This is a genomic window from Ornithinibacillus salinisoli, assembly GCF_042684965.1.
GTDB classification, from domain to species: Bacteria; Bacillota; Bacilli; order Bacillales; family Amphibacillaceae; genus Ornithinibacillus; species Ornithinibacillus salinisoli.
This window is the reverse complement of the sequence record NZ_JBHUMI010000003.1, coordinates 243,169-262,428: the sequence shown is the minus strand read 5'-3', so window position 1 is coordinate 262,428 and position 19,260 is coordinate 243,169. Positions and strand designations below refer to the sequence as shown.

At 34.2% G+C, this 19,260-nt stretch carries 29 protein-coding genes; 26 read left to right on the top strand and 3 right to left on the bottom strand.

The features are described 5' to 3' along the window. The first annotated feature begins 10 nt into the window (after positions 1-10). From ACFSTA_RS01470 to ACFSTA_RS01445, 6 genes are all read left to right on the top strand, one after another. A complete protein-coding gene (locus ACFSTA_RS01470) occupies positions 11-1,150 on the top strand; it encodes a hypothetical protein (protein ID WP_377554722.1) in 1,140 nt (379 codons plus the stop codon). A gap of 16 nt (positions 1,151-1,166) precedes the next feature. Further along, positions 1,167-1,805 carry a class I SAM-dependent methyltransferase gene (locus ACFSTA_RS01465; RefSeq protein WP_377554720.1) on the top strand — a complete coding sequence of 213 codons (639 nt, stop codon included), beginning with the start codon at positions 1,167-1,169 and terminating at the stop codon, positions 1,803-1,805. Next, positions 1,792-2,505 carry a class I SAM-dependent methyltransferase gene (locus tag ACFSTA_RS01460; RefSeq protein WP_377554718.1) on the top strand — a complete coding sequence of 238 codons (714 nt, stop codon included), beginning with the start codon at positions 1,792-1,794 and terminating at the stop codon, positions 2,503-2,505. The genes ACFSTA_RS01465 and ACFSTA_RS01460 overlap by 14 nt, the downstream gene beginning before the upstream one ends. Positions 2,506-2,527: 22 nt before the next feature. After that, positions 2,528-2,734 carry a DUF5694 domain-containing protein gene (locus tag ACFSTA_RS01455; protein ID WP_377554717.1) on the top strand — a complete coding sequence of 69 codons (207 nt, stop codon included), beginning with the start codon at positions 2,528-2,530 and terminating at the stop codon, positions 2,732-2,734. Then, positions 2,709-3,458, top strand: a complete 750-nt coding sequence (locus ACFSTA_RS01450) for a nucleoside phosphorylase (protein WP_377554715.1) — start codon at positions 2,709-2,711, stop codon at positions 3,456-3,458. Before ACFSTA_RS01455 ends, ACFSTA_RS01450 begins: the two co-directional genes overlap by 26 nt. A gap of 76 nt (positions 3,459-3,534) precedes the next feature. Continuing rightward, positions 3,535-3,831 carry a TIGR04104 family putative zinc finger protein gene (locus ACFSTA_RS01445; protein WP_377554713.1) on the top strand — a complete coding sequence of 99 codons (297 nt, stop codon included), beginning with the start codon at positions 3,535-3,537 and terminating at the stop codon, positions 3,829-3,831. A 111-nt stretch (positions 3,832-3,942) separates the two neighbouring features. Here the strand turns inward: ACFSTA_RS01445 and ACFSTA_RS01440 are convergent, their stop codons facing one another. After that, on the bottom strand, positions 3,943-4,281 hold the full coding sequence (locus tag ACFSTA_RS01440; protein ID WP_377554711.1) for a DUF3889 domain-containing protein: 339 nt from the start codon (positions 4,279-4,281) through the stop codon (positions 3,943-3,945). A gap of 280 nt (positions 4,282-4,561) precedes the next feature. Between ACFSTA_RS01440 and ACFSTA_RS01435 the strand changes: the two genes are divergently transcribed. From ACFSTA_RS01435 to ACFSTA_RS01420, 4 genes are all read left to right on the top strand, one after another. Further along, positions 4,562-5,431, top strand: coding sequence for a serine hydrolase domain-containing protein (locus ACFSTA_RS01435; protein ID WP_377554709.1), 870 nt, complete (start codon positions 4,562-4,564; stop codon positions 5,429-5,431). A 228-nt stretch (positions 5,432-5,659) separates the two neighbouring features. Further along, the gene (locus ACFSTA_RS01430) at positions 5,660-6,082 is read left to right on the top strand and encodes an RDD family protein (protein ID WP_377554707.1); all 423 of its coding nucleotides are present in this window, start codon (positions 5,660-5,662) and stop codon (positions 6,080-6,082) included. A gap of 195 nt (positions 6,083-6,277) precedes the next feature. Further along, positions 6,278-6,763 (top strand): hypothetical protein, encoded by a 486-nt coding sequence (locus tag ACFSTA_RS01425; RefSeq protein ID WP_377554705.1) that lies wholly within the window; start codon positions 6,278-6,280, stop codon positions 6,761-6,763. 121 nt (positions 6,764-6,884) lie between these two features. Beyond that, entirely contained in the window at positions 6,885-7,055 is a 171-nt protein-coding gene (locus tag ACFSTA_RS01420) for a hypothetical protein (protein ID WP_377554703.1), read from the top strand. A gap of 132 nt (positions 7,056-7,187) precedes the next feature. On the opposite strand, the gene ACFSTA_RS01415 is transcribed toward ACFSTA_RS01420, so the two are convergent. Next, on the bottom strand, positions 7,188-7,931 hold the full coding sequence (locus tag ACFSTA_RS01415) for a metallophosphoesterase family protein (RefSeq protein WP_377554701.1): 744 nt from the start codon (positions 7,929-7,931) through the stop codon (positions 7,188-7,190). A gap of 323 nt (positions 7,932-8,254) precedes the next feature. Between ACFSTA_RS01415 and ACFSTA_RS01410 the strand changes: the two genes are divergently transcribed. From ACFSTA_RS01410 to ACFSTA_RS01340, 15 genes are all read left to right on the top strand, one after another. Beyond that, positions 8,255-8,668, top strand: a complete 414-nt coding sequence (locus tag ACFSTA_RS01410) for a VOC family protein (protein ID WP_377554699.1) — start codon at positions 8,255-8,257, stop codon at positions 8,666-8,668. Between the two features lie 170 nt (positions 8,669-8,838). Next, on the top strand, positions 8,839-9,528 hold the full coding sequence (locus ACFSTA_RS01405; protein WP_377554697.1) for an aspartate/glutamate racemase family protein: 690 nt from the start codon (positions 8,839-8,841) through the stop codon (positions 9,526-9,528). A gap of 21 nt (positions 9,529-9,549) precedes the next feature. Further along, a complete protein-coding gene (locus tag ACFSTA_RS01400; protein ID WP_377554695.1) occupies positions 9,550-9,954 on the top strand; it encodes a VOC family protein in 405 nt (134 codons plus the stop codon). A gap of 21 nt (positions 9,955-9,975) precedes the next feature. Next, positions 9,976-10,575: a hydrolase gene (locus tag ACFSTA_RS01395; protein WP_377554693.1), complete on the top strand. Its 600-nt coding sequence runs from the start codon at positions 9,976-9,978 to the stop codon at positions 10,573-10,575. Positions 10,576-10,597: 22 nt separating this feature from the next. Continuing rightward, complete coding sequence (locus ACFSTA_RS01390; protein ID WP_377554691.1) at positions 10,598-10,741, top strand: hypothetical protein; 144 nt, start codon at positions 10,598-10,600, stop codon at positions 10,739-10,741. Between the two features lie 48 nt (positions 10,742-10,789). Next, positions 10,790-11,113, top strand: a complete 324-nt coding sequence (locus ACFSTA_RS01385; protein ID WP_377554690.1) for a hypothetical protein — start codon at positions 10,790-10,792, stop codon at positions 11,111-11,113. Further along, positions 11,110-11,400, top strand: a complete 291-nt coding sequence (locus ACFSTA_RS01380) for a hypothetical protein (RefSeq protein WP_377554688.1) — start codon at positions 11,110-11,112, stop codon at positions 11,398-11,400. The genes ACFSTA_RS01385 and ACFSTA_RS01380 overlap by 4 nt, the downstream gene beginning before the upstream one ends. 18 nt (positions 11,401-11,418) lie before the next feature. Further along, positions 11,419-11,700: a hypothetical protein gene (locus ACFSTA_RS01375; RefSeq protein ID WP_377554686.1), complete on the top strand. Its 282-nt coding sequence runs from the start codon at positions 11,419-11,421 to the stop codon at positions 11,698-11,700. 163 nt (positions 11,701-11,863) lie between these two features. Then, on the top strand, positions 11,864-12,838 hold the full coding sequence (locus tag ACFSTA_RS01370) for a nucleotidyltransferase domain-containing protein (RefSeq protein ID WP_377554684.1): 975 nt from the start codon (positions 11,864-11,866) through the stop codon (positions 12,836-12,838). A 23-nt stretch (positions 12,839-12,861) separates the two neighbouring features. Then, positions 12,862-13,353 carry an NUDIX hydrolase gene (locus ACFSTA_RS01365; protein WP_377554682.1) on the top strand — a complete coding sequence of 164 codons (492 nt, stop codon included), beginning with the start codon at positions 12,862-12,864 and terminating at the stop codon, positions 13,351-13,353. A 147-nt stretch (positions 13,354-13,500) separates the two neighbouring features. After that, positions 13,501-13,947, top strand: coding sequence for an NUDIX hydrolase (locus tag ACFSTA_RS01360; RefSeq protein ID WP_377554680.1), 447 nt, complete (start codon positions 13,501-13,503; stop codon positions 13,945-13,947). Next, entirely contained in the window at positions 13,922-14,845 is a 924-nt protein-coding gene (locus ACFSTA_RS01355) for a phosphotransferase (protein ID WP_377554679.1), read from the top strand. Before ACFSTA_RS01360 ends, ACFSTA_RS01355 begins: the two co-directional genes overlap by 26 nt. A gap of 125 nt (positions 14,846-14,970) precedes the next feature. Then, the gene (locus ACFSTA_RS01350; protein WP_377554950.1) at positions 14,971-15,336 is read left to right on the top strand and encodes a GNAT family N-acetyltransferase; all 366 of its coding nucleotides are present in this window, start codon (positions 14,971-14,973) and stop codon (positions 15,334-15,336) included. A 314-nt stretch (positions 15,337-15,650) separates the two neighbouring features. Then, positions 15,651-16,193, top strand: coding sequence for a hypothetical protein (locus tag ACFSTA_RS01345; RefSeq protein ID WP_377554677.1), 543 nt, complete (start codon positions 15,651-15,653; stop codon positions 16,191-16,193). Positions 16,194-16,391: 198 nt separating this feature from the next. After that, on the top strand, positions 16,392-17,717 hold the full coding sequence (locus tag ACFSTA_RS01340; protein WP_377554675.1) for an amino acid permease: 1,326 nt from the start codon (positions 16,392-16,394) through the stop codon (positions 17,715-17,717). On the opposite strand, the gene ACFSTA_RS01335 is transcribed toward ACFSTA_RS01340, so the two are convergent. After that, positions 17,714-18,343 carry a LysE family translocator gene (locus ACFSTA_RS01335; RefSeq protein ID WP_377554673.1) on the bottom strand — a complete coding sequence of 210 codons (630 nt, stop codon included), beginning with the start codon at positions 18,341-18,343 and terminating at the stop codon, positions 17,714-17,716. The two genes, ACFSTA_RS01340 and ACFSTA_RS01335, sit on opposite strands and share 4 nt — an antisense overlap. A 135-nt stretch (positions 18,344-18,478) precedes the next feature. Here ACFSTA_RS01335 and ACFSTA_RS01330 point away from each other — a divergent pair, with 135 nt between their 5' ends. Next, positions 18,479-19,243 (top strand): phosphotransferase family protein, encoded by a 765-nt coding sequence (locus tag ACFSTA_RS01330; RefSeq protein ID WP_377554671.1) that lies wholly within the window; start codon positions 18,479-18,481, stop codon positions 19,241-19,243. Positions 19,244-19,260 lie beyond the last annotated feature (17 nt).

Here is a 19,260-nt window from a genome sequence, read left to right as displayed (position 1 = left end):
GTGGAGCGTAGTGAAGAATACCTTGTGGTTATTCGTTGTGGGTATCATTTCATGGAGTTTATTTTTAATAGCAAACAATATGACACCTGGACCAGGTGTAACATCTGGAAATGGCAATCCTGCTATTTTAATGATGATACCGTTGATTCTCCTATTCGCTATTCTAGTATTCTTGTGGGGTAGGATACTGAAACCGTATGCTAACAGCAGTAGCCTCATCCTTATAGCTCTGTTCACGATCGTTATACACTGGATCATTGCTATTTATTTTCAACTAGGAGAATTTAATAGGTATAAGCAGCTATTAGCTGATACATATCAAAAAGACATTGGATTTGTTGACTGGCAGTATATCGATTCGATCACATCTAGTTTTCTCTCCATATATGTGAACAATCAAATTTTCAATTTGAACACGTTCTTTATGTTTTTAACGCTTTCTTTGTTCGTTGCCCTGTTTATGAAAGGGATGGTTCAGAGTAATAGATTGCGAGCGCTATTATTTAACAAACTGCATTTTCTGCAATTACCTGAGTTGGATTTACCCAATGAAATTATTGCATCGTTTGAGCAGCTTTACGACCAATATGTTTCACCAGGGAATGGCAACCTCATTCCATATGGATCTAAAGTGCCTAAGTATATGTTCCTCAATTATCTTATTGAGGAGAAAAATATATTAGTTCACGGGTCAAATATTCCAAATATAGTAACATTCGAGCCAAAAGAACAGACATTATTTAATGGGATAAAAGTAAAAGCTGTTTTTGCAGCTTCTGATGGTATCTGGCCAATGTTTTTTGCGTTAATCAATCGTAGTAAATATGGTGGCTCGCTACGAAATGTTTGTTTAACGGTAAAATCAAATAAAGGAATCAAGCGGTATTATTACTTTTCCCTCAACAATGACTTTGATGATGAATTATGGGATCAAGGCATGCTGTATTTATTCCATAAAGAAAAATTCAAACAAGGTGGTATTAAAGATGAATGGATATGTAAGGAGCCAGTGAAGCCTCTTGCAAAAATAACCGTAAATCCTAGTGACTTTATTTTTAAGGATACGATTAGCTTTCATCATGAGTCAGATCCCCATATGAAAAAAATGATTAAGGATTTAGTAAAGAGGAGAGAAGGTACAACTAAATAAAGGAGCTGTAGAAAAAATGAATTCTATCAAAAATGATTTAGTAGATTCCTATAATAAACAAGCAATTCATCGAGATAAATCATTTTCACCGGACTGGAAAAAGCGAGAGCGTAATTATTTCTTGAAGCATTTATACAATAATAATAAGAGAACATTACTAGAAATTGGTGCTGGAACAGGGAAGGATAGTTTGTTTTTTAAGGAAAATGGTTTAGATACAAGGAGTATAGATATTTCTCCTGAGATGATTAAGTTATGTAAAAGTAAGGGACTACATGCTGAGGTGATGAGTTTTGATAGCCTGGATTTTCCAAATAATCATTTTGACGCAGTTTGGGCATTAAATTGTTTACTTCATGTACCAAAAAAGAATTTACCAGAAGTTCTCGCGGAAATTAGTAGGGTGCTAAAACCAACGGGACTCATTTTTATTGGCATATATGGAGGAAAGTATTTTGAAGGTGTTTGGGAGGAAGACTCCTACGAACCGAAGCGATTTTTCTCCTTTTATGATCATGATTCGATCAAAGAAGTCTTAACTGAGTTTTTTGATATCGAATACTTTCAAGTTATTCCAGCATCCGTAGTCGGAGGAAGTCTTGATTTTCAATCTATCATGTTAAGAAATAGAAGGAGTACATATGAGCAGAATTGAACTAATCCGAAAAGAGGAAAAAAAATATCACGATTATTGCTACGATAATTACAAATTATTTGAAGCGGGATCATGGTTACATAAACCTGTTCAAACTGTAATGGATATACTTCCATTTTTAGATACCTATGAAACGGTAAATGTACTAGATTTAGGTTGTGGGGTTGGGAGAAATAGTATTCCGATAGCAGAAGCTCTGAAAGATAAACAGTGTAGAGTTGACTGTGTAGACTTACTAGATTCAGCCATTCAAAAATTACGACACTATAGTGCGAAATATGGTGTGAATGAGATCATTCGAACGGAAAAAGCAGATCTAGGTAACTATGCAATAAAGCAAAAGGAATATGATTTTATCGTTGCTGTTTCTAGCTTGGAGCATGTGGCATCTGAAGGTCATCTCCATCATGTCTTGTCACAAATGGTTAAAGGCACAAAGCATAATGGGATTAATTGTATTGTTGTAAACTCTGAGGTTAAGGAAATTGATTTGGAAGATGGAACGGAACTCCCGGTACAAATGGAAATTAATATATCAACTATAGAAATGATTAATAGACTTGAAAAATTGTATGGTGGATGGGAGATATTAAAGCATGTAGTGAAACCACTGGAATACAAAATTACACGGAATGAAAAAGATGTGCTGTTAAAAACAAATGCGATAACATATGTTGCAAGAAAGATAGAAGTCGTGTGATGGCTAGAAACCCAATCGTAATTTGATCATTTATTCAACTATCGCCTCCTTAGTAGAAAATGGAAATGACCGTATCCTTCTACTAGTCGGATCTGCTCATATTCATCTAGTCAGACAAATTCTAAGGGAAAGTGGGCTAGTTGATGTAGAACTGTCGAGAAATATCTTTTCTCATGATCAACACAATACAGGGAGTGAAATGAATGAAACTATACGGGGAATTTACTAAAGAAGATTGGATCAAGACTTTGAAAATTGAAGAAGAAAATATCCCAAATACTTTTATATTACATGGTGAATGGGAACATGAATGGAATATGGACACCTGGAAAAATATTTTGGTAAATGAACAATGGCTGCCAACGTGGAACACAGTAATTGGGGAATATAATAATAGGCCATTAGGTTTTGCGAATGTATTTGGTGGTCCATTAGCTTCTATGATTGCACATCGCTTCGCTATTGTAGGTACTAAAAACTTCATTCAAACAGGATATTATGGCGGTTTATCACGAAATATTCAGTATGGAGACATTTTAATCGCGACAAGTGCTTACATGGAAGATGGTGTTTCTCAATGGTATTTACCAGGTGAAACAACGGTTCATGCAGACACTGAGTTGGTTCAAGCAGCAGTAGCATATTGTGAATCCAAAGGGTATCGCTATGTAACAGGATCAGTATTTTCTACAAGTGCGATGTTAATGGAGACGTCTGATTTAGTGAAAGATTGGTCAGAAGATGGTCATATTGGCGTTGATATGGAAACTGCCACAACTTTTGCGATTGCGAAGAAGTTTAACCGGAAAGCGATTGGATTGCTTAATTTGTCCGACCATATTATTGAGGGAGATACGTTTTATGCTGGAAATGAGGAATTCAAGCAAATAGAGGAAGAAATCGACAGGAGAATTAGAGAGATTTCCTTATATCTTGCAGAGAAATTTGATTAAATAAAAGGAAGGTCGTTTGTAATAATAGGATTTGATTAAAGGTGCCATACTAGAAATTTATAAAATGTAAAGAGAGGTGTTTGTTTTGCAAAAATGTGAGAAATGTAATAGGAGATTTAGCTGGAGTCAAATCTATAAATCTTTTATGTGGACATACAAACCAATTAAGTGTGATAAATGTCATACAGGTCACAGTATAACCCTTTCTGGAAGGTGTACATTTGTATTTTTAACTATTGTTCCAATGTTGATTTTTACTAACTTCCTTTCCCCTTTTGAGAATTTCATTGTGACTCTTATTATAGGGTTATTGGTACTTACAATTGGTTCTTTGATTACACCATATTGTGTGAAGTATAGAGAGGTAATGTGAATTTGGTGCTTTCATTTAATAAGGCAAAATTCACTATTGTTCCACTAACAGGCAAGTTATTTGAAGAAGAACGTGTTAAAAATAAATAAATACAAGATGCTTTTGATTTAACTATTGTGTTGATTCCTTATACTCAATGTCAACAATTTGTTCTGTTTCATTATTGAATTTAATATCGATAAATATTCCAAATTCTCGATTGTCTTCTTTTAACCATAATTTAAATTTTTCTACCGAATATTCCGTTCCTTTTTCCCTACCTAAATGAAGAAAATCAATAATTTCAGCTTGGGGATATTTTACTTTTGTCTTCTTCATAGCTATCTTTCCCCACTTAGTATATGGAGGTACTTCTTTTTCAGTTATTATAATATTGTTAGTGTCGATTGTAGAAAAATTATTTATCAATAATATTCCAAAAACTAAAAGAATGGGTATAAGTAATTTCATAATTTAAAACCTTCTTTTTAACAATATCCTTTTCATGATTAATAAATTTATTCAAAAATTCTTGTTTAACTATAGGGAAGGTGGCAAGAGTTAAACAAGCCGAACATCGAATTGTTCGTTTTGTTCTTTTTTACGCAAATATTTTTAGAATATTATGTTATTATTTAAGTGTAGAAATATTAAGCAGTTAGTAGAAGAAGAACTTTTTGTCTATTGTAGAGAAATATTGTACGAAAAATTTTCAATATCTTGTGAAATGAATATTGGGGGAGTAGCTTTTATGATTAAAGAAATTCTTAGATTATATGAACAGGATGAATCAATTCATAATTTATATGTGTCAATATCAAATAGAGAGATATTTAGTTCTCAGGATAAGAAAAGTTCTCATTTAATAAATATTCGTTCAATGACAAAAAGCATCGTTTCACTTTTAATTGGGATTGCATTAAAAAAAGAATTTATAAAGTCTCTTGAAACTCCGATTAATTACTTCCTACCAGGTGCTCCTAATAATATATCTATAAGAGATTTACTTACAATGAGTTCGGGTTTCGATATTGATGACAAAGATTTATATGGACTCGTTCTAAATAGTAATGATTGGGTGAGAGACATTTTAAACCTTCCATTAGCAGGAAAAGGTACATTTAGATATAAAGGAGTTGATTATCACCTACTATCTGCAATAATTAGTAAGTCAACTGGCTTAACGGTGTCCAATTTTGCAAAGACATACCTCTTTTCACCACTTGATATAATAGATGTTGAATGGGAAAGTGACCCACAAGGTATAACTGTTGGGAGTACAGGCTTAAAAATCTCGTTTGAAAGTTTAATAAAAATATCCCAAGTACTTGTTAATAATGGTTTAGAAAATAACAATGAAATTATTCCTAATAATTGGATAAATGTTTTTACTACAAATGGCATCCCAACAAATTTAAGTTACGGTGATTATGGACTTGGATGGTGGATAAAGACATATAAAGATAATATAATTTATCGAGCTTTAGGTTCAGGTGGTCAACAAATTCTCATCTATCCCATTGAAAGGATTTCAATTATTGTAACTGCTGACCCAAAAGCATTTAATCACATAGAGAGTGAAACTTTATCAAATAAGATTCTCGATATAATTACTTCATAAATTCATTGTTGAGAAATGATTTAAATTATACGATTTAATGAAAAAAACTCTACTTCAAGTGTCGTAACCAATTTTAAAGATGCTACCACTAAACGTGTTCACAGCAAATTAGATTCATAATACCTCAGAATAGATAGATTTTTATGAGAATTTCATGATAAAATATTGGTGATAAAGGGAGCACTGCAAATTATTTAGGGTGCGCTTTATAGAGAGGGGGAGTTCGAATTGGTAAATAACCCTGCAGGATTTTGGGTAAGGTTAGGTGCATCTATTGTAGATACAATATTATTAACAATTGTATTTGGGTTTGTGGGTCTTATAATATATAACCAATTCTTCGTTGAAGATTTTTCTGTAATTGACATTTTGGATATGTTGTATTTTTTGTTGCTTCCTATTTTTTGGTATGGCTACACTGTCGGTAAGAGAGTATCCGGTATACGCATTGCTCGTATAGATGGTGAAAAATTGGGTCTTGGAACCATGCTTCTAAGAGATGTAGTGGCAGGTGTAATATATTTAATAACTTTTGGTATTGGTGTTATTGTCAGCGCTTTTATGGTTGGTCTTAGAGAAGATAAACGTTCGATTCACGATTTTATAGCAGGAACCTATGTTACATATGATGAACCTGGGTATGAAGAATAAATATGGTGAAGAGGTGATAGGCTCACCAATGATCATGTCCGCTCTTATCAAGTACAAATCCTATAATCACAAGAGATTATAGTGAAGAAGTTATAGATCATATTGTTGATACTATTAAAAATCAATAGATATCGCTGTTTAGCTGAACAATGATTTTATCTTAAAGTTAAGATTTCGTCCAAAGGGGGGCACCCGGTGAAAAAAAACAGAGAGTTTAAAGATATAATAGCAGGAAAAAAAGGGTTAATAATATCTACGTATATTGGATTTATGTTGATGTTTTATCTGGGGTATATTTTATTGGAAATTTATCGTCTAAATAACTCGGAACAGTGGAGAACTACCAAATTCCTAACGCAAGAAGATATTCAAAGTATTCGAGAGTTAGGGACTTGGACTTCAATTCCTGAATTCTTATTTTTAGGGTTATTTCTACTGGCTTCTATTCTACTCTTTCGTTATCGAAAGAATAAAAGAGTATTAAGCCATTTTATAATTATAAACCTATTCTTGTTTCTTGCCATATTTTTAATAGGATATCTTTTATCAACTTTCATAACAGCACCAATTGGGAATTTAACACAGCCTTTAATTTTACCAACTTTTTTTCTGTTAGTAATGATAGTGATGTATGCTGGTTATATGATGAAAAAGTGGAGAACAGGAAAATATATTAAATAATCTTTCCTTTTAACTAGATGCTTTCCTTCAATAAGGTGAATATCTTGTTCAGCTATAAACCTTGAATTTATAACAAATGCAATTATTTAAATTTTAGTCTTATTTTTTTAGGGGTGATTACATGGAAACATTTGGGAGAGGTTGTTTATACATTATAATTGGTATGGTGTTGTTGTTTATTTTTGCCGTATTTACGCGAAGTTATATTAATATTCCATTCTTCATTGCTATTCCATTGGTGATTTTAGCATTTTATATTGCTAAGAAGAAAACCGATGATAAAAATAAGTAATTCAAGTTTAATAGTGAAAAGGAGCTTGTTATATCAAGTTCCTTTTCTAGTATAATGTGATTTTAGCTTTGGAAAGACTTGTGTTTTGTTATAGTGTACCTCATGGTGGAAACTGTTACGTCAATAGCATACTTATCCTTTTTGACTACCATGAAAAAGACCTATAATAATATCTCGCCCAGGTACTTGCAATTTCTGATAGGATTGTAGGAACGTGGTGTTATCATAAGATACCATTTTCTGCTGAACATCTATTCTACCATTCTCTAGTGTAACGATAGCATAAGGAGCAATTGGTTTATCCTGGCATCCGAGAGAACTAGGGTTTAGATAGGTGGTTTGGCTTCCCTGGAAATAATGATATGGGTGGTGGTGTCCGAAGCATATTAAATCAGCAGGATAATCTGCAAATAGTACTTCCATATTATTTAGGTTAGGATCGACGATGCGGTGAAAAGGATCCTTACTGATGTGTACATGTAACTTGGAAGGATCTATAGAATAATGGATAAACCGAATAGAATAATTCCTTACATTCTTTTTCATTGTCCTTGGTAGCTGATTCATTTTTTCAACGAAAGCGGGATTCATCCTTTCTGCAATCCATTGATGATGTTCTTTAACATGTGCATGACTTTTTGGATGGGGTTCCCCGTTTAAAATTGCTAACACAGATTCATCATGATTGCCGGTAATCATTGACACATCTTTTCTTGTGAATAATTCCTCTAATACTTCATTTGTGTCTGGTCCAATTGCAATCATGTCCCCAAGGCAGTATATATGATGTATACTACCTACTTGATCGATATCATTCAGAACAGCACGTAATGCTGGATGATTCCCATGGATATCGGTTATAATAGCAAATTTCATATTCTATCTCCCTATCATTTACAAATAGAATTTTCTCTTAAATTGACTTAATTGAATTCAACGGACATAGTTCTAGCTCTTCATCAATCTGTGGGATAATATTAACCAATTCTTAGCCATCTCTTCCAAATTCATTCATCTCATCTTCAAACTTTGCTCAATGTCCATATTTCCAAAGCATGCTCCCATTTCATCATTGTAAACATCACTTCTATAAAATAGGTATAAGTAACATATTCATCTTTTTATTATACTACCATAAGTTGGATGTTATAATATTTATAATTTAATTTATTTTATAACTTTCAATAAGGAGAAGGCATATGGATAAAAAATTAATAAGAGTAGGAACGACATATCTACCAGTTCAAGACGTACCAAAATCTGCAGATTGGTATGTAGAAAATTTAGGTGCCAAATTAAACTATATGGATAGTGATAAAGCCATTCTTGATTTTGCAAATCAAAGTTTCTTTCTTGTGAATGCAATGAAAAATCAACGTGGTAACTTTTATGATGCAAGTGGCAAGGAACATTTTTCTTGTACCTTTGAAGTTGATGGATTAGAAAATTTAAAAATTCTACATAACGAATTTCTAACGATGGGAATCGAAGTAGGTGAAATAGAGGATCGAGGTCATACGGGTAGAAATTTTGTGTTTTATGATCTGAACGGAAATAAGTTTGATGTGTGGAGTGAATTAAGCTCTGAATTTAAGAGAAGACATAATCAATAGAATAAGAGGAACACATGACAAAAGACAGCATATTAAACCGGTAGTAAACATAAATGGTCATTCCATCCACTTGGAAAATCCAGGGTTAGTGGTAAAAGTGATGAAACGTACGTTAGAAAAAGTTACTGAAACGCAAACCATAAAATAAATTATTCAGGAGTTGATCGCACATGAAAACAATCGGCTTAATTGGTGGAATGAGTTGGGAGTCAACGGTTGAATATTACCGACTAATCAATGAAGCAGTAAATGAACAATTGGGCGGGCTACACTCAGCCAAATGTATTTTGCATAGTGTAGATTTTGAGGAAATAGAAAACAATCAAGTGAGTGGAGAATGGGAAAAGGCGGGGGCAGTACTTGCAGACGTTGCACAAGGCTTAGAAAATGCAGGTGCAGATTTCATTATTATTTGTACCAATACGATGCACAAGGTAGTTGATTCCATCGAGGAAATCATAACAATACCAGTTTTACATATCGCTGATACAACTGCTGATCAAATCAAGAAGCAGAAAATCCATACCGTTGGATTACTCGGTACAAAATATACGATGGAACAGAAATTCTACAAATCTCGCATCGAGGAACAAGGAATTCATGTTCTCGTACCGAATGAAGTGGAAAGAGAAAAGGGAAATCAGGTAATTTTTGAAGAGCTCTGTTTTGGAACACTAAAAGAATCTTCAAGGAATTATTATAAAAAAGTGATTAATAAATTAGTTGATCGAGGTGCAGAAGGGATTATACTTGGCTGTACAGAAATTGGGTTATTAATTAAGTCGTCTGACGCTAAAGTGCCATTATTTGATACAACGGAAATACATGCATTTGCAGCTGTTAAAAAAGCACTAATATAAAGAAAAAAAGGAGGAGCTAACATGGATTTCCATGATTTTACCGCAGCACAGATACGAATCGCACGTCCTACGGATAAATTTGACGAAGTAATAGATTTCTATGAAAAGGGTGTTGGATTGCCTCGGGTAGGTGATTTTCAGGGACACCGAGGTTATACAGGTGTGATTTTTGGATTGCCAGATCATTCGTATCAATTAGAAATCACCAAACACGTAACGGGAAGTCCGTGCCCTGCACCTACTAAGGATAACTTATTAGTCTTCTATATACCTAATAAACAAGAAGTAGATACAGTAGCTAACCGTTTGCTTGATATGGGATACCAAGAAGTGGAAGCAGAAAATCCTTATTGGCAAGAAAAAGGAATTACTATTGAAGATCCAGATGGTTGGCGAATCGTATTAATGAATACGAGTGGAATCTAAATAATCAAGGAGTGACAGAAATTGGGTTCAAGAATCATGCACCTCATTATTGCAAATGAAATTGCTGATAGACTTTCTATCGGAAATAAACAAGCATTTCTCATAGGAGGTATTGCACCAGATGCGGTATCTCCGAAGGATCTATCCCATTTCTTTGAGGGGGATCATGAGGAATTTACTAGAAAAATAGCTTATGAAAAGTTCTATCAAAAATATCCTTCAAAAGACGAATATATACTTGGTTACTATACTCATCTTATTGCCGATGACATGTGGTTAAAAGGATTCTTCATCCCATGGTTAAAAAATAGAATGGAGAATGAAGAATCTATTTTCGAAAAATACCATGGAGACTTTCGGCTGTTAAATAGTAAATTACTTCATCATTACCAACTAGACGTACAATTACTAGATGGGATGGAACATATAGATTTAATCGATTTAGAAGAAGTTAAGGCAAGTGATGTGAAGGAATTTGTTCCATATGTGAAAGAGGATATGAACTATAGCATGGAAGATCTTGAAGCGAAATTACAAGTGTTTACATTCGAACAAATCAGAGGATATGTGGAGACTTCGGTGGAAAAAAGTTTGTTGAAGCTGAAGGAAATTATGAAGTGATTAATGAATTTAGGTGGTAAAGATGAATGAGATAAAGCAGTTAGTGGTCAACGAATTGGAACTAGCTAAAATAGTACAGCTATATAATAAAGTATGGAATCAAAGGGATCAAGATCGGTATGTCTCTTCCAAGGGTATCTCATCACTGCTGATGAAGGCGATTTAGATATCAATATTGTTAAGTTTATTGTTCAAAAACTAAAAGGTTTTACAAATGGAAAATGCTATTTTTATTATGTTTTGTAGAAGTTGGGTTGGGGAAGAGTTGCTATTTTATGGAGAACTAGATGAGTTATTTACATTAATAAATAATAAGGAGATTGCTTCTTTTCGAACATATTGTTGGTCAGAAGACCGAACATGGCGCATGAATCTAGACTTTGATCTGGATTTCACTTTATTAGGTGAACCAAAGAAATTAGTAGATCAATTAGCTCAATGGAACGATATTGAAATGTTCAAAATAGAAAATTCTACGAGTCTTAGAATATTGAAGATTGAATATGTAACTTATATTAATTTGGAGGTGTATCGTTGACTAACGTTTCCCTTATTACAGTTCTCCATGATCCTAGTGGGAATAATATAAATCTATTTAAAGATATTTACCAAGAAATAGAGAATATCTATTCAGACCTTTTTATTACCGTTAGTGATGAAACTTCAATGGAATGGATCAAGGCATTACAGGATAGCAAATTTAATGTGAAAGTTATTCCTAAAAAAGGTGCGGCAAATGCTAGAAGAGAAGTAGTCAAATTTGGATTATCTAATAATAGTGACCATTACCATTACGGAGATTTTGATAGAATCCTAGCTTGGTAAACCTATAATTTAAAAGAATTGAAAAAAATAGTAACAGAAATATCAAAATATGATTATTTGATATTAGGTAGAACGCAACGAGCGTTTCAAACTCATCCAGTCGAATGGGTAGAGACAGAAAAAATCACGAATAAGATTTGTTCGCTAGAATTGAACAGAGAGGTGGATATAACTGCAGGTTCTTGTTCCTTCTCTAGGGTAGCGGCGGAGTATATAAGCTCCTATTCGCAGGAGAAAATGACAGATGCCGAGTGGGGAATGATTATTTATCGAATTGCAGGATTAAAGGTGGATGCCTGAAAAGTAGATGGACTGGAATATCGTGAGGAAATAAATGGTGTTCATACGAAAACAAACAATGTGGAAACGTGGCTTAGTCGTTTAAGGTTAAGTATGATCATAAGCGAAACGGCACATAGCGTAGGAAAGTAGATAAGAATTTCGTGAATACAGGAGGGCTATCTTGAACGAAAAGAGCTTCATGCTGCTTGAGACCGCTAAAAAATTTATAAACCAATTAAATCTTGATATTATGTATGCTTCTATTGGTGGTTCCGTTGGGAGAGGAAATGCGGATGAGTTTAGCGATATCGATTTGACTGTGTACACAAAAACAATAGCAGACGATATTGCTCAAAACATTTCTTTTCATCAGAACATTATTCAACTAGACATAAAGCACACGGATGAACTACCAAATAAAGAGAGGATTATAGCGTCTCCTTGGAATTATAGGTTTTTATATGAATCTGCTGTTATTGAAGATACGGGTAATAGGTTTGCAGAAATTAAAGATTGGGCTGTGAATTATTATTCCTCTATTGAGGGGAGAAAACATGTAATTGAGCAAGTATGTAATATTGTGAAAGAAAGAACCCAACATGCTTTTAATAGTTTAAAAAAGGGGAAACATTATTCTGCAACAATTGCAGCTACTGGATCGTGGACAGAATCTGCATTATTATTTTTATTTATAAATTGTAATTCGGTAGACGCAGGAAAATTAATCCGAGAAATTCAGAATGTTGAAGATCATTATAATACGGTAAAGATTGTATCACCATTTTTTAATGAAGTTAAGGTGAAAGAAATAATCCATATTATGAAACAGTTTCGGTATCACTTACGTAATCAAGCATACTCATTTGAATTTGGAATAGATGAGATTCAGGATCTACTATTTGAAATGAAAGCAAAACGATTATGTAAGAAAGATGAAACAGTTACTCTCTTGTGGCAAGCATATAGTGAAGCGCTATGGCTTTATTTTGAAACATCAAATGGATTGTATTTCGATGATTACTTTGAGATGTTACCGAAAAATATAAGGCAAGGATTATCTAGAATTGGATTTACACCACTCAAAGAAGAGCAGATAAAAATCTTGAACCAGTTGAGTGATGACCTCCTCAACCTTTGCAAAAATATGATGAAATAATCATTCTATAGAGGAGAAATAACATGCTTAAATACACAATAGCTTTTATCAAACGAGGAGAAGAAATCCTGCTACTAAACCGAGAATCTTCAACTTGGATGGGAAGTTGGAACGGTGTAGGTGGAAAGATTGAAAAAGATGAAACGCCAACGGAATGCATTATACGAGAAATAAAAGAAGAAACAGGATTAAAAGTAGAAAGTGTAGATTATAGAGGAACTGTAACATGGAATGTAAATTCACTAAACGTAAATAGTGGGATGTATGCTTTTGTTGTTGAACTTCCTAGTACATATCATTATTATACTCCTATAAAGACAGTTGAGGGGATCTTAGATTGGAAAAAGGTAGACTGGATCTTTCATCCGGAAAATACAGGGGTTGCAAATTTGAATTATTTTCTTTCACAAATACTAGATAATGATGAAATTTATAATTATCATTTTAGTTATCGAAATGGTGAGGTGCATGAGTTTAAAACGTCTTCAATTGTTGATAATCTTGAAACCATCTAATTCTCTATTTCGTATAATAAGAAAACAACAGGTGGTGGAATAACTTGGATATAGGCATTTGGGTTGCTATTGCAGTTGCCATTGCTGCTGCAATTGGGTTATTAGGAAACCGTAGAAAAAAGAAGTAGTTAAAATGGGGTTGGTTTGATGAAAGAATGGTATGGAGCGGCAGGAGTTTGCGTAAATGAAAATAATGAGATCCTAATGGTTAAACAAGGAACTCCAGAAGAAGAAAAGACTTGGTCTGTTCCATCTGGTGGGAAGGAAAATGGAGAAACGTTTGAGGCATGTTGTATACGCGAGGTTAACGAAGAAACTGGATACCATGTAAATATTATCCGACTACTATTTGCCAAAAAGAGCACTTCAGATGGTTACCATACTGAAGTGCAATACTTTGAAGTACAAGCATATGGTGGCGAAGCAGAAATTCAAGATCCTGACAATCTAATCTATGAAATTGGTTGGAAATCTGTGGAGGATATTACGAATTTAGAGCTTACATACCCAGGGGACAGGGAAATATTAATTGATTTTATAGAATCGAAAAAGGATTTGGAGGCTCATCATGATTGGGAAAGATATATTAAATAGATTTGATTTTAAAGTGGATTACGAACCAAATAGTATTTACCCCTTTTCACCTGTTTACAAAATAAGTGATAAGGAAAAAGAATATATTATAAAACGGACACAAAAGCACCCGGAACCCTTAATAGCGTTTACAAAAATGTTACATGAAAAAGGAATAAATGTCGTTACACCGGTAGAATTACACGTAGAAAACCCACAAAAATTGGATGATGAAACCTATGTAGTCTATCCTTTTATTGACGGAACTACATATACCGGCAAAGAAGACGAAATCTATCAATCTGGTAAGTTATTTGGAAAAATACATGCACTATCACCTGATCAAAATATATTTGAATTAGGCAAATATGATGTGTTTGATTTCACTGGTGAAGAGATCGAAGAAAGTGTTGCTGAAATAGCGAAGCATGCCTCTTTAGTTAATTTTAAGTTAGATAGCAATAAATTGAAGGAAAAGTTAATTCAAATTGTATCCCAGCAAGATGATTTACAAAACAGTGGACTAGTCTCTATTGCTACACCGCATGATTATAAAGCAAATAATTTAGTGTTTACCCCCTCTCTTTATTTGATTGATCCAGATAATGCCACTTGGATTCCAAGAATTTTTGATCTAGCATTAGCACTATTTTTATTTCATAATGAATTAGAAAGTGCACCCGATCGAATGTTTACCCCTTCCGAATGGAAATTATTTATGTCAGGTTATAAAGAATACGTCACATTAAGTCAAATCGAAATAGCATATTGGAATCGTGCGATAGAACATGTTTTCTTGGATGAAGTGATGTGGTTAATGGCTGAATATAAAGAGGACTGGGAAAACCCATCACAACAGAAGTTATTTAGAGACCTTCTTGAGGTATTGTTTGATAGCTCTCAATACCGTATAAGTTAAGGGGGATGATCATGAAAATTGTACATACGACAGACTATGAATTAATTGCTGAACTAAATAAACCTGTTCATGATTTACATACAAGTTTATACCCGGAGTACTTCAAAGGATAGAACAAAGATACGATAACAAATGCCTTTAAAGCGATTATGGCTAATGAGCAAAATATGTTTTTTGTCGTCAAGGATAATAAGGAAAGTGTTGGCTATGTTTGGGCAGAGGTAAGAAATTACAAGGAGAATGCATTTCGAAAAGGATATCAAGCTGTGTTTGTCCACCAAATTTGTGTGAATCAAACGGACAGAAAGAATGGTTATGGCTCGAAATTAATGGAGAGGGTCTATCAAATAGCGGAAAATAATAATATAGATATCATAGAGTTAGACTATTGGATTGGAAATGATGTCATGGAACGCTTTTGCACGAAACATGCTTTTAAAAAACACCGTGAATTTGTTTTCAAACGGATGGATTGGTCAGCATCAAAATAGGTAGTATCAATGTTGAAGGAGACATTCTTACATGATTCATCTAAAATCCGTTTCGGTTAATAATTTGATACATGAAAGTCATTATAAAATTGACTAGGGATCTTAAATCACCCAGAACGATTTTTGAGACATCTTTAACATAAAACTTAAGTAAATTTTTTCTAATTATTGAAACTTTTCTCATGGTTAATTCGTCTAATATATATACACTTTTGTAATTTTATATTCTACATGTAATTACCGGTAAATGTACCAGTTAATCAGTGGTTAGAAATATAAAGTAGGGATGACGATTGTTTTTCGGGGAGGAGAAAATGAGAAAATATTTAACTGTTTTTGTTTTCATTGTCATAATTGCATCAGGTTGTTCCCATTCCACCTTAAAGGAGGCAATTAATAGTAGCGGTTTATCAGAACATGATGAACCAGAGATATTGTTTCAAAACGATGATGATGGTATTGTCATATTTCTAACAAAGGATGCAGAAGGTAGTTATATCGTATGTCGAAGTGAATATTCTTTAAAGAACGAACGGTATAAAGTTGAGACTAGTGATCCTTTCACAAAAAAAGTGGATATCGTAAATAGAAATGAATTTTTAACCGTAGATTTGATCGAGGATGGTTCAGATAATCCAATACGGATTGTTTGGGGTGGGGTTTTCCATTATCCTCAAGCTGAAAAAGTAGAATATATGATTAAAGATAAAGAAGGAAATTCCTTACATCAAAATAGTACGGATATTAATAGTAAACATATTTTTCTGGATAAATTACCTGATCATATAGAGGACACTGATGATATTACGTTTCAGGTATTAGATAATGAAGGTAATGTGTTATTCGATCAAAGTTAGAAAAAATCCTCAAGAGAATCTATTAGGATTCCATTGAGGATTTTTTCTTTATCCGATGGCCAAGCTGCTTGAAAGTGAAACAAATAAGTGTGGTATTCTTTCTCATACATTCCTATCGTTAATTAGTAAAAATTACAATTTTATATTCAACGATTATTGGGAATTTTAGAAGGTATGGTGTATTGAGGGAGGTTCATGATGGAAAAGTCTGAAACGGAAGAAAAGAACATGAAATGGTGGCAATTATCCTTGTTCGGAGTCGGCTGTACGATTGGTACAGGCTTCTTTTTGGGGTCTAGTGTTGGGATCCAATTAGGTGGACCGTCCATTCTAATCGCATTTCTTTTAGCGGGAATTGCCACATATATTGTGTTCGATGCATTAGCTAAATTAACAGCAAAACATCCTGAAAAAGGGGCATTTCGTACCTATGCCAAGCAAGCATACGGTCATTGGGCAGGGTTTAGCATTGGTTGGATGTATTGGTTTGCTGAGATTTTGATTATGGGAAGTCAGTTAACAGCGTTGTCTATCTTTTCTCGATTTTGGTTTCCGAACATTTCCTTATGGTTATTTGCGCTAGGCTATGCCTTGTTAGGGATTTTTGTGTTGTTAATCGGTGCAAAAGGCTTAAGTCGAATCGAAAATATTTTTGCAGTCATGAAACTTGCTGCCATTATTATGTTTATTGTTATTGCAGGTGCCTTTGTTTTCGGTTTGGTAGATGGTGTTAAACAGCTAAATATGCCAAGCTCGGTAAGTGAGTTTTTTCCCACTGGATTAATGGGGTTTTGGGCATGTTTCATTTTTGCCTTCTATGCATTTGGAGGTATTGAAGTAATGGGATTAATGGCAATCCAATTAAAAGAACCAAAGGAAGCACCGAAATCGGGAAAAGTAATGATTTTATCCCTTGTCATTATCTATGTGATATCACTCGGACTAGCCTTATCGTTAGTATCTTGGGACATTTTTCATACGAAGGAGAGCCCGTTCATTGTTGCACTAAAGGATTTTGAATTAGGATTTGTTCCACATATTTTTAATGGTGCGTTAATTATTGCCGGTTTTTCAACGATGGTTGCATCCTTCTTTGGCGTTACTACGATCCTGGTATCATTAGCACAAGATGGAGATGCCCCTTCTTTTTTCGCAAAGAAAGGGAAATTAGCTGTACCGTTTCCTGCATTAGGAATTCTGATTATCGGACTCGCAGGATCCATCGTGATGTCACTTGCATTACCAGACAAAATTTATACGTATATCACAACAGGTGCCGGGCTAATGCTCCTATATAATTGGTTATTTATTATATTATCTGCTAAAAAATTGCAGAAAGTAACGTTAAAACAGAAGTTTAAATACTATTTTGGAATGACTTTATTATTTGTTGGGATAAGTGGAACACTTATTGATAAAACAAACCGACCAGGATTTTTTATTAGCCTTGGGATTATTATCCTAATCGGTAGTGTTGCATTTTTCATGAATCGAAAATGGAAAAAAGAAGCAAAGCATATTTAATACTTTACTAAAATGATGATACCTTGCGTCCCGAAATAGATTCCGAATCCAATTAATGCTAGTCCAGAAATAATCGCAATACCGGTAAGCATGCGTTCATTTAGTACTTTCCGGAAACTGCTTGAGACAGCTGCCATTACAATATCCCAGGATAATAAGCCAATAAAAATCGCTCCACTATATAGAATTAGTGCTTGATAACCATATTGGGTTGCCGTTTTTGCAAGTACTGAACCATAGATTCCTAACCAAAAAAGGATCGTTAACGGATTGGTTATGGACATGATGAACCCAGCAAGAAAAGATTTGTGTAATGGTTCGGTACTTCTTTCATGGCTTGCTTTTACTGTTTTTGCGCTTACCATACTTTCTATCCCCGTATATATCAATACAAATCCTCCAAATAACCATAGAAACGTTTTTACAAATGGTGTATCGATGACATGAACAACACCTAAATATACAATTAACATGTAGATGGCATCTGCAGTTATTGCTCCTAATCCCACAAACCATGCAGGGAAGAATCCACCTTTTATTCCACGGTCTAATTGTGCAGCATTTACCGGTCCAATTGGTGCTGCTAATGATAATCCTAGTAAAATATAACTGAAGAAAATATTCAATTTGTACACTCCTTTTGTGCTGTACTAGTCTTTCTATTTCTATTCAGTAAAAAGTGCTTGTACAACTAAAAAATGTTAGAAAAAGGATATTTGCACTAACATATCGAATAATTATTATAGGAATGGGGGGAGCGGATGGATAGTAAAGAATTAATCGTTCGTGTGTTAGGGGATAAAGTAGAGAGCTATTCCAGGGTACAAGGAGGAAAAGACAGTACAGTTTGGAAGGTTAGTTGTAGCGATAACAAGCAGTATGCATTACGTGTGTTGCCTGTGAATAGACATCATCAGTTTGTACAAGAAAAATACGTGATGCAATTAGCAGCTGATCACGGGATTCCGGTACCGAAAATACATCAAGTGGAATGCATCGAATCTTTTACGATCATGCTGGCAGATTGGCTGCCTGGGAGAACTGTTTTTGAAGAAATACTGTCTAATCCAGGGCAGGTTGATACCATTGGTTATGAATTTGGTAAGGTGCATGCAAGGATTCATGCTATAAAAGGTTTCGACGTCTCTTGGCGTGATTGGTTTACTGCAGAGAATGAGACGGAGCAAGAATTAAAAATGCAGATTGCTACTAGCATGCCAACACATGATGTACTACTTCACCTGGATTATCATCCATTGAATGTCACGACAGATGGAACCAACATAACTGGTGTAATAGATTGGATAAATGCTTCCACAGGAGATTTTCGATATGATGTAGCACGTACCTTATCAATATTACGAACCGAAGCACCTAAACTTATTGAGGCCACTACACTTGAAGTATTTGAGGAAGCTTGGAGGAGTGGTTATGAGAGTGTGAACGGTGAAATTGGTGATGTAGATCTATTTTTGAAGTGGGCTGATGTACGAATGGAAAGGGATAATTTGGAAAGAGATGCATAATCATTATTATGGAATTT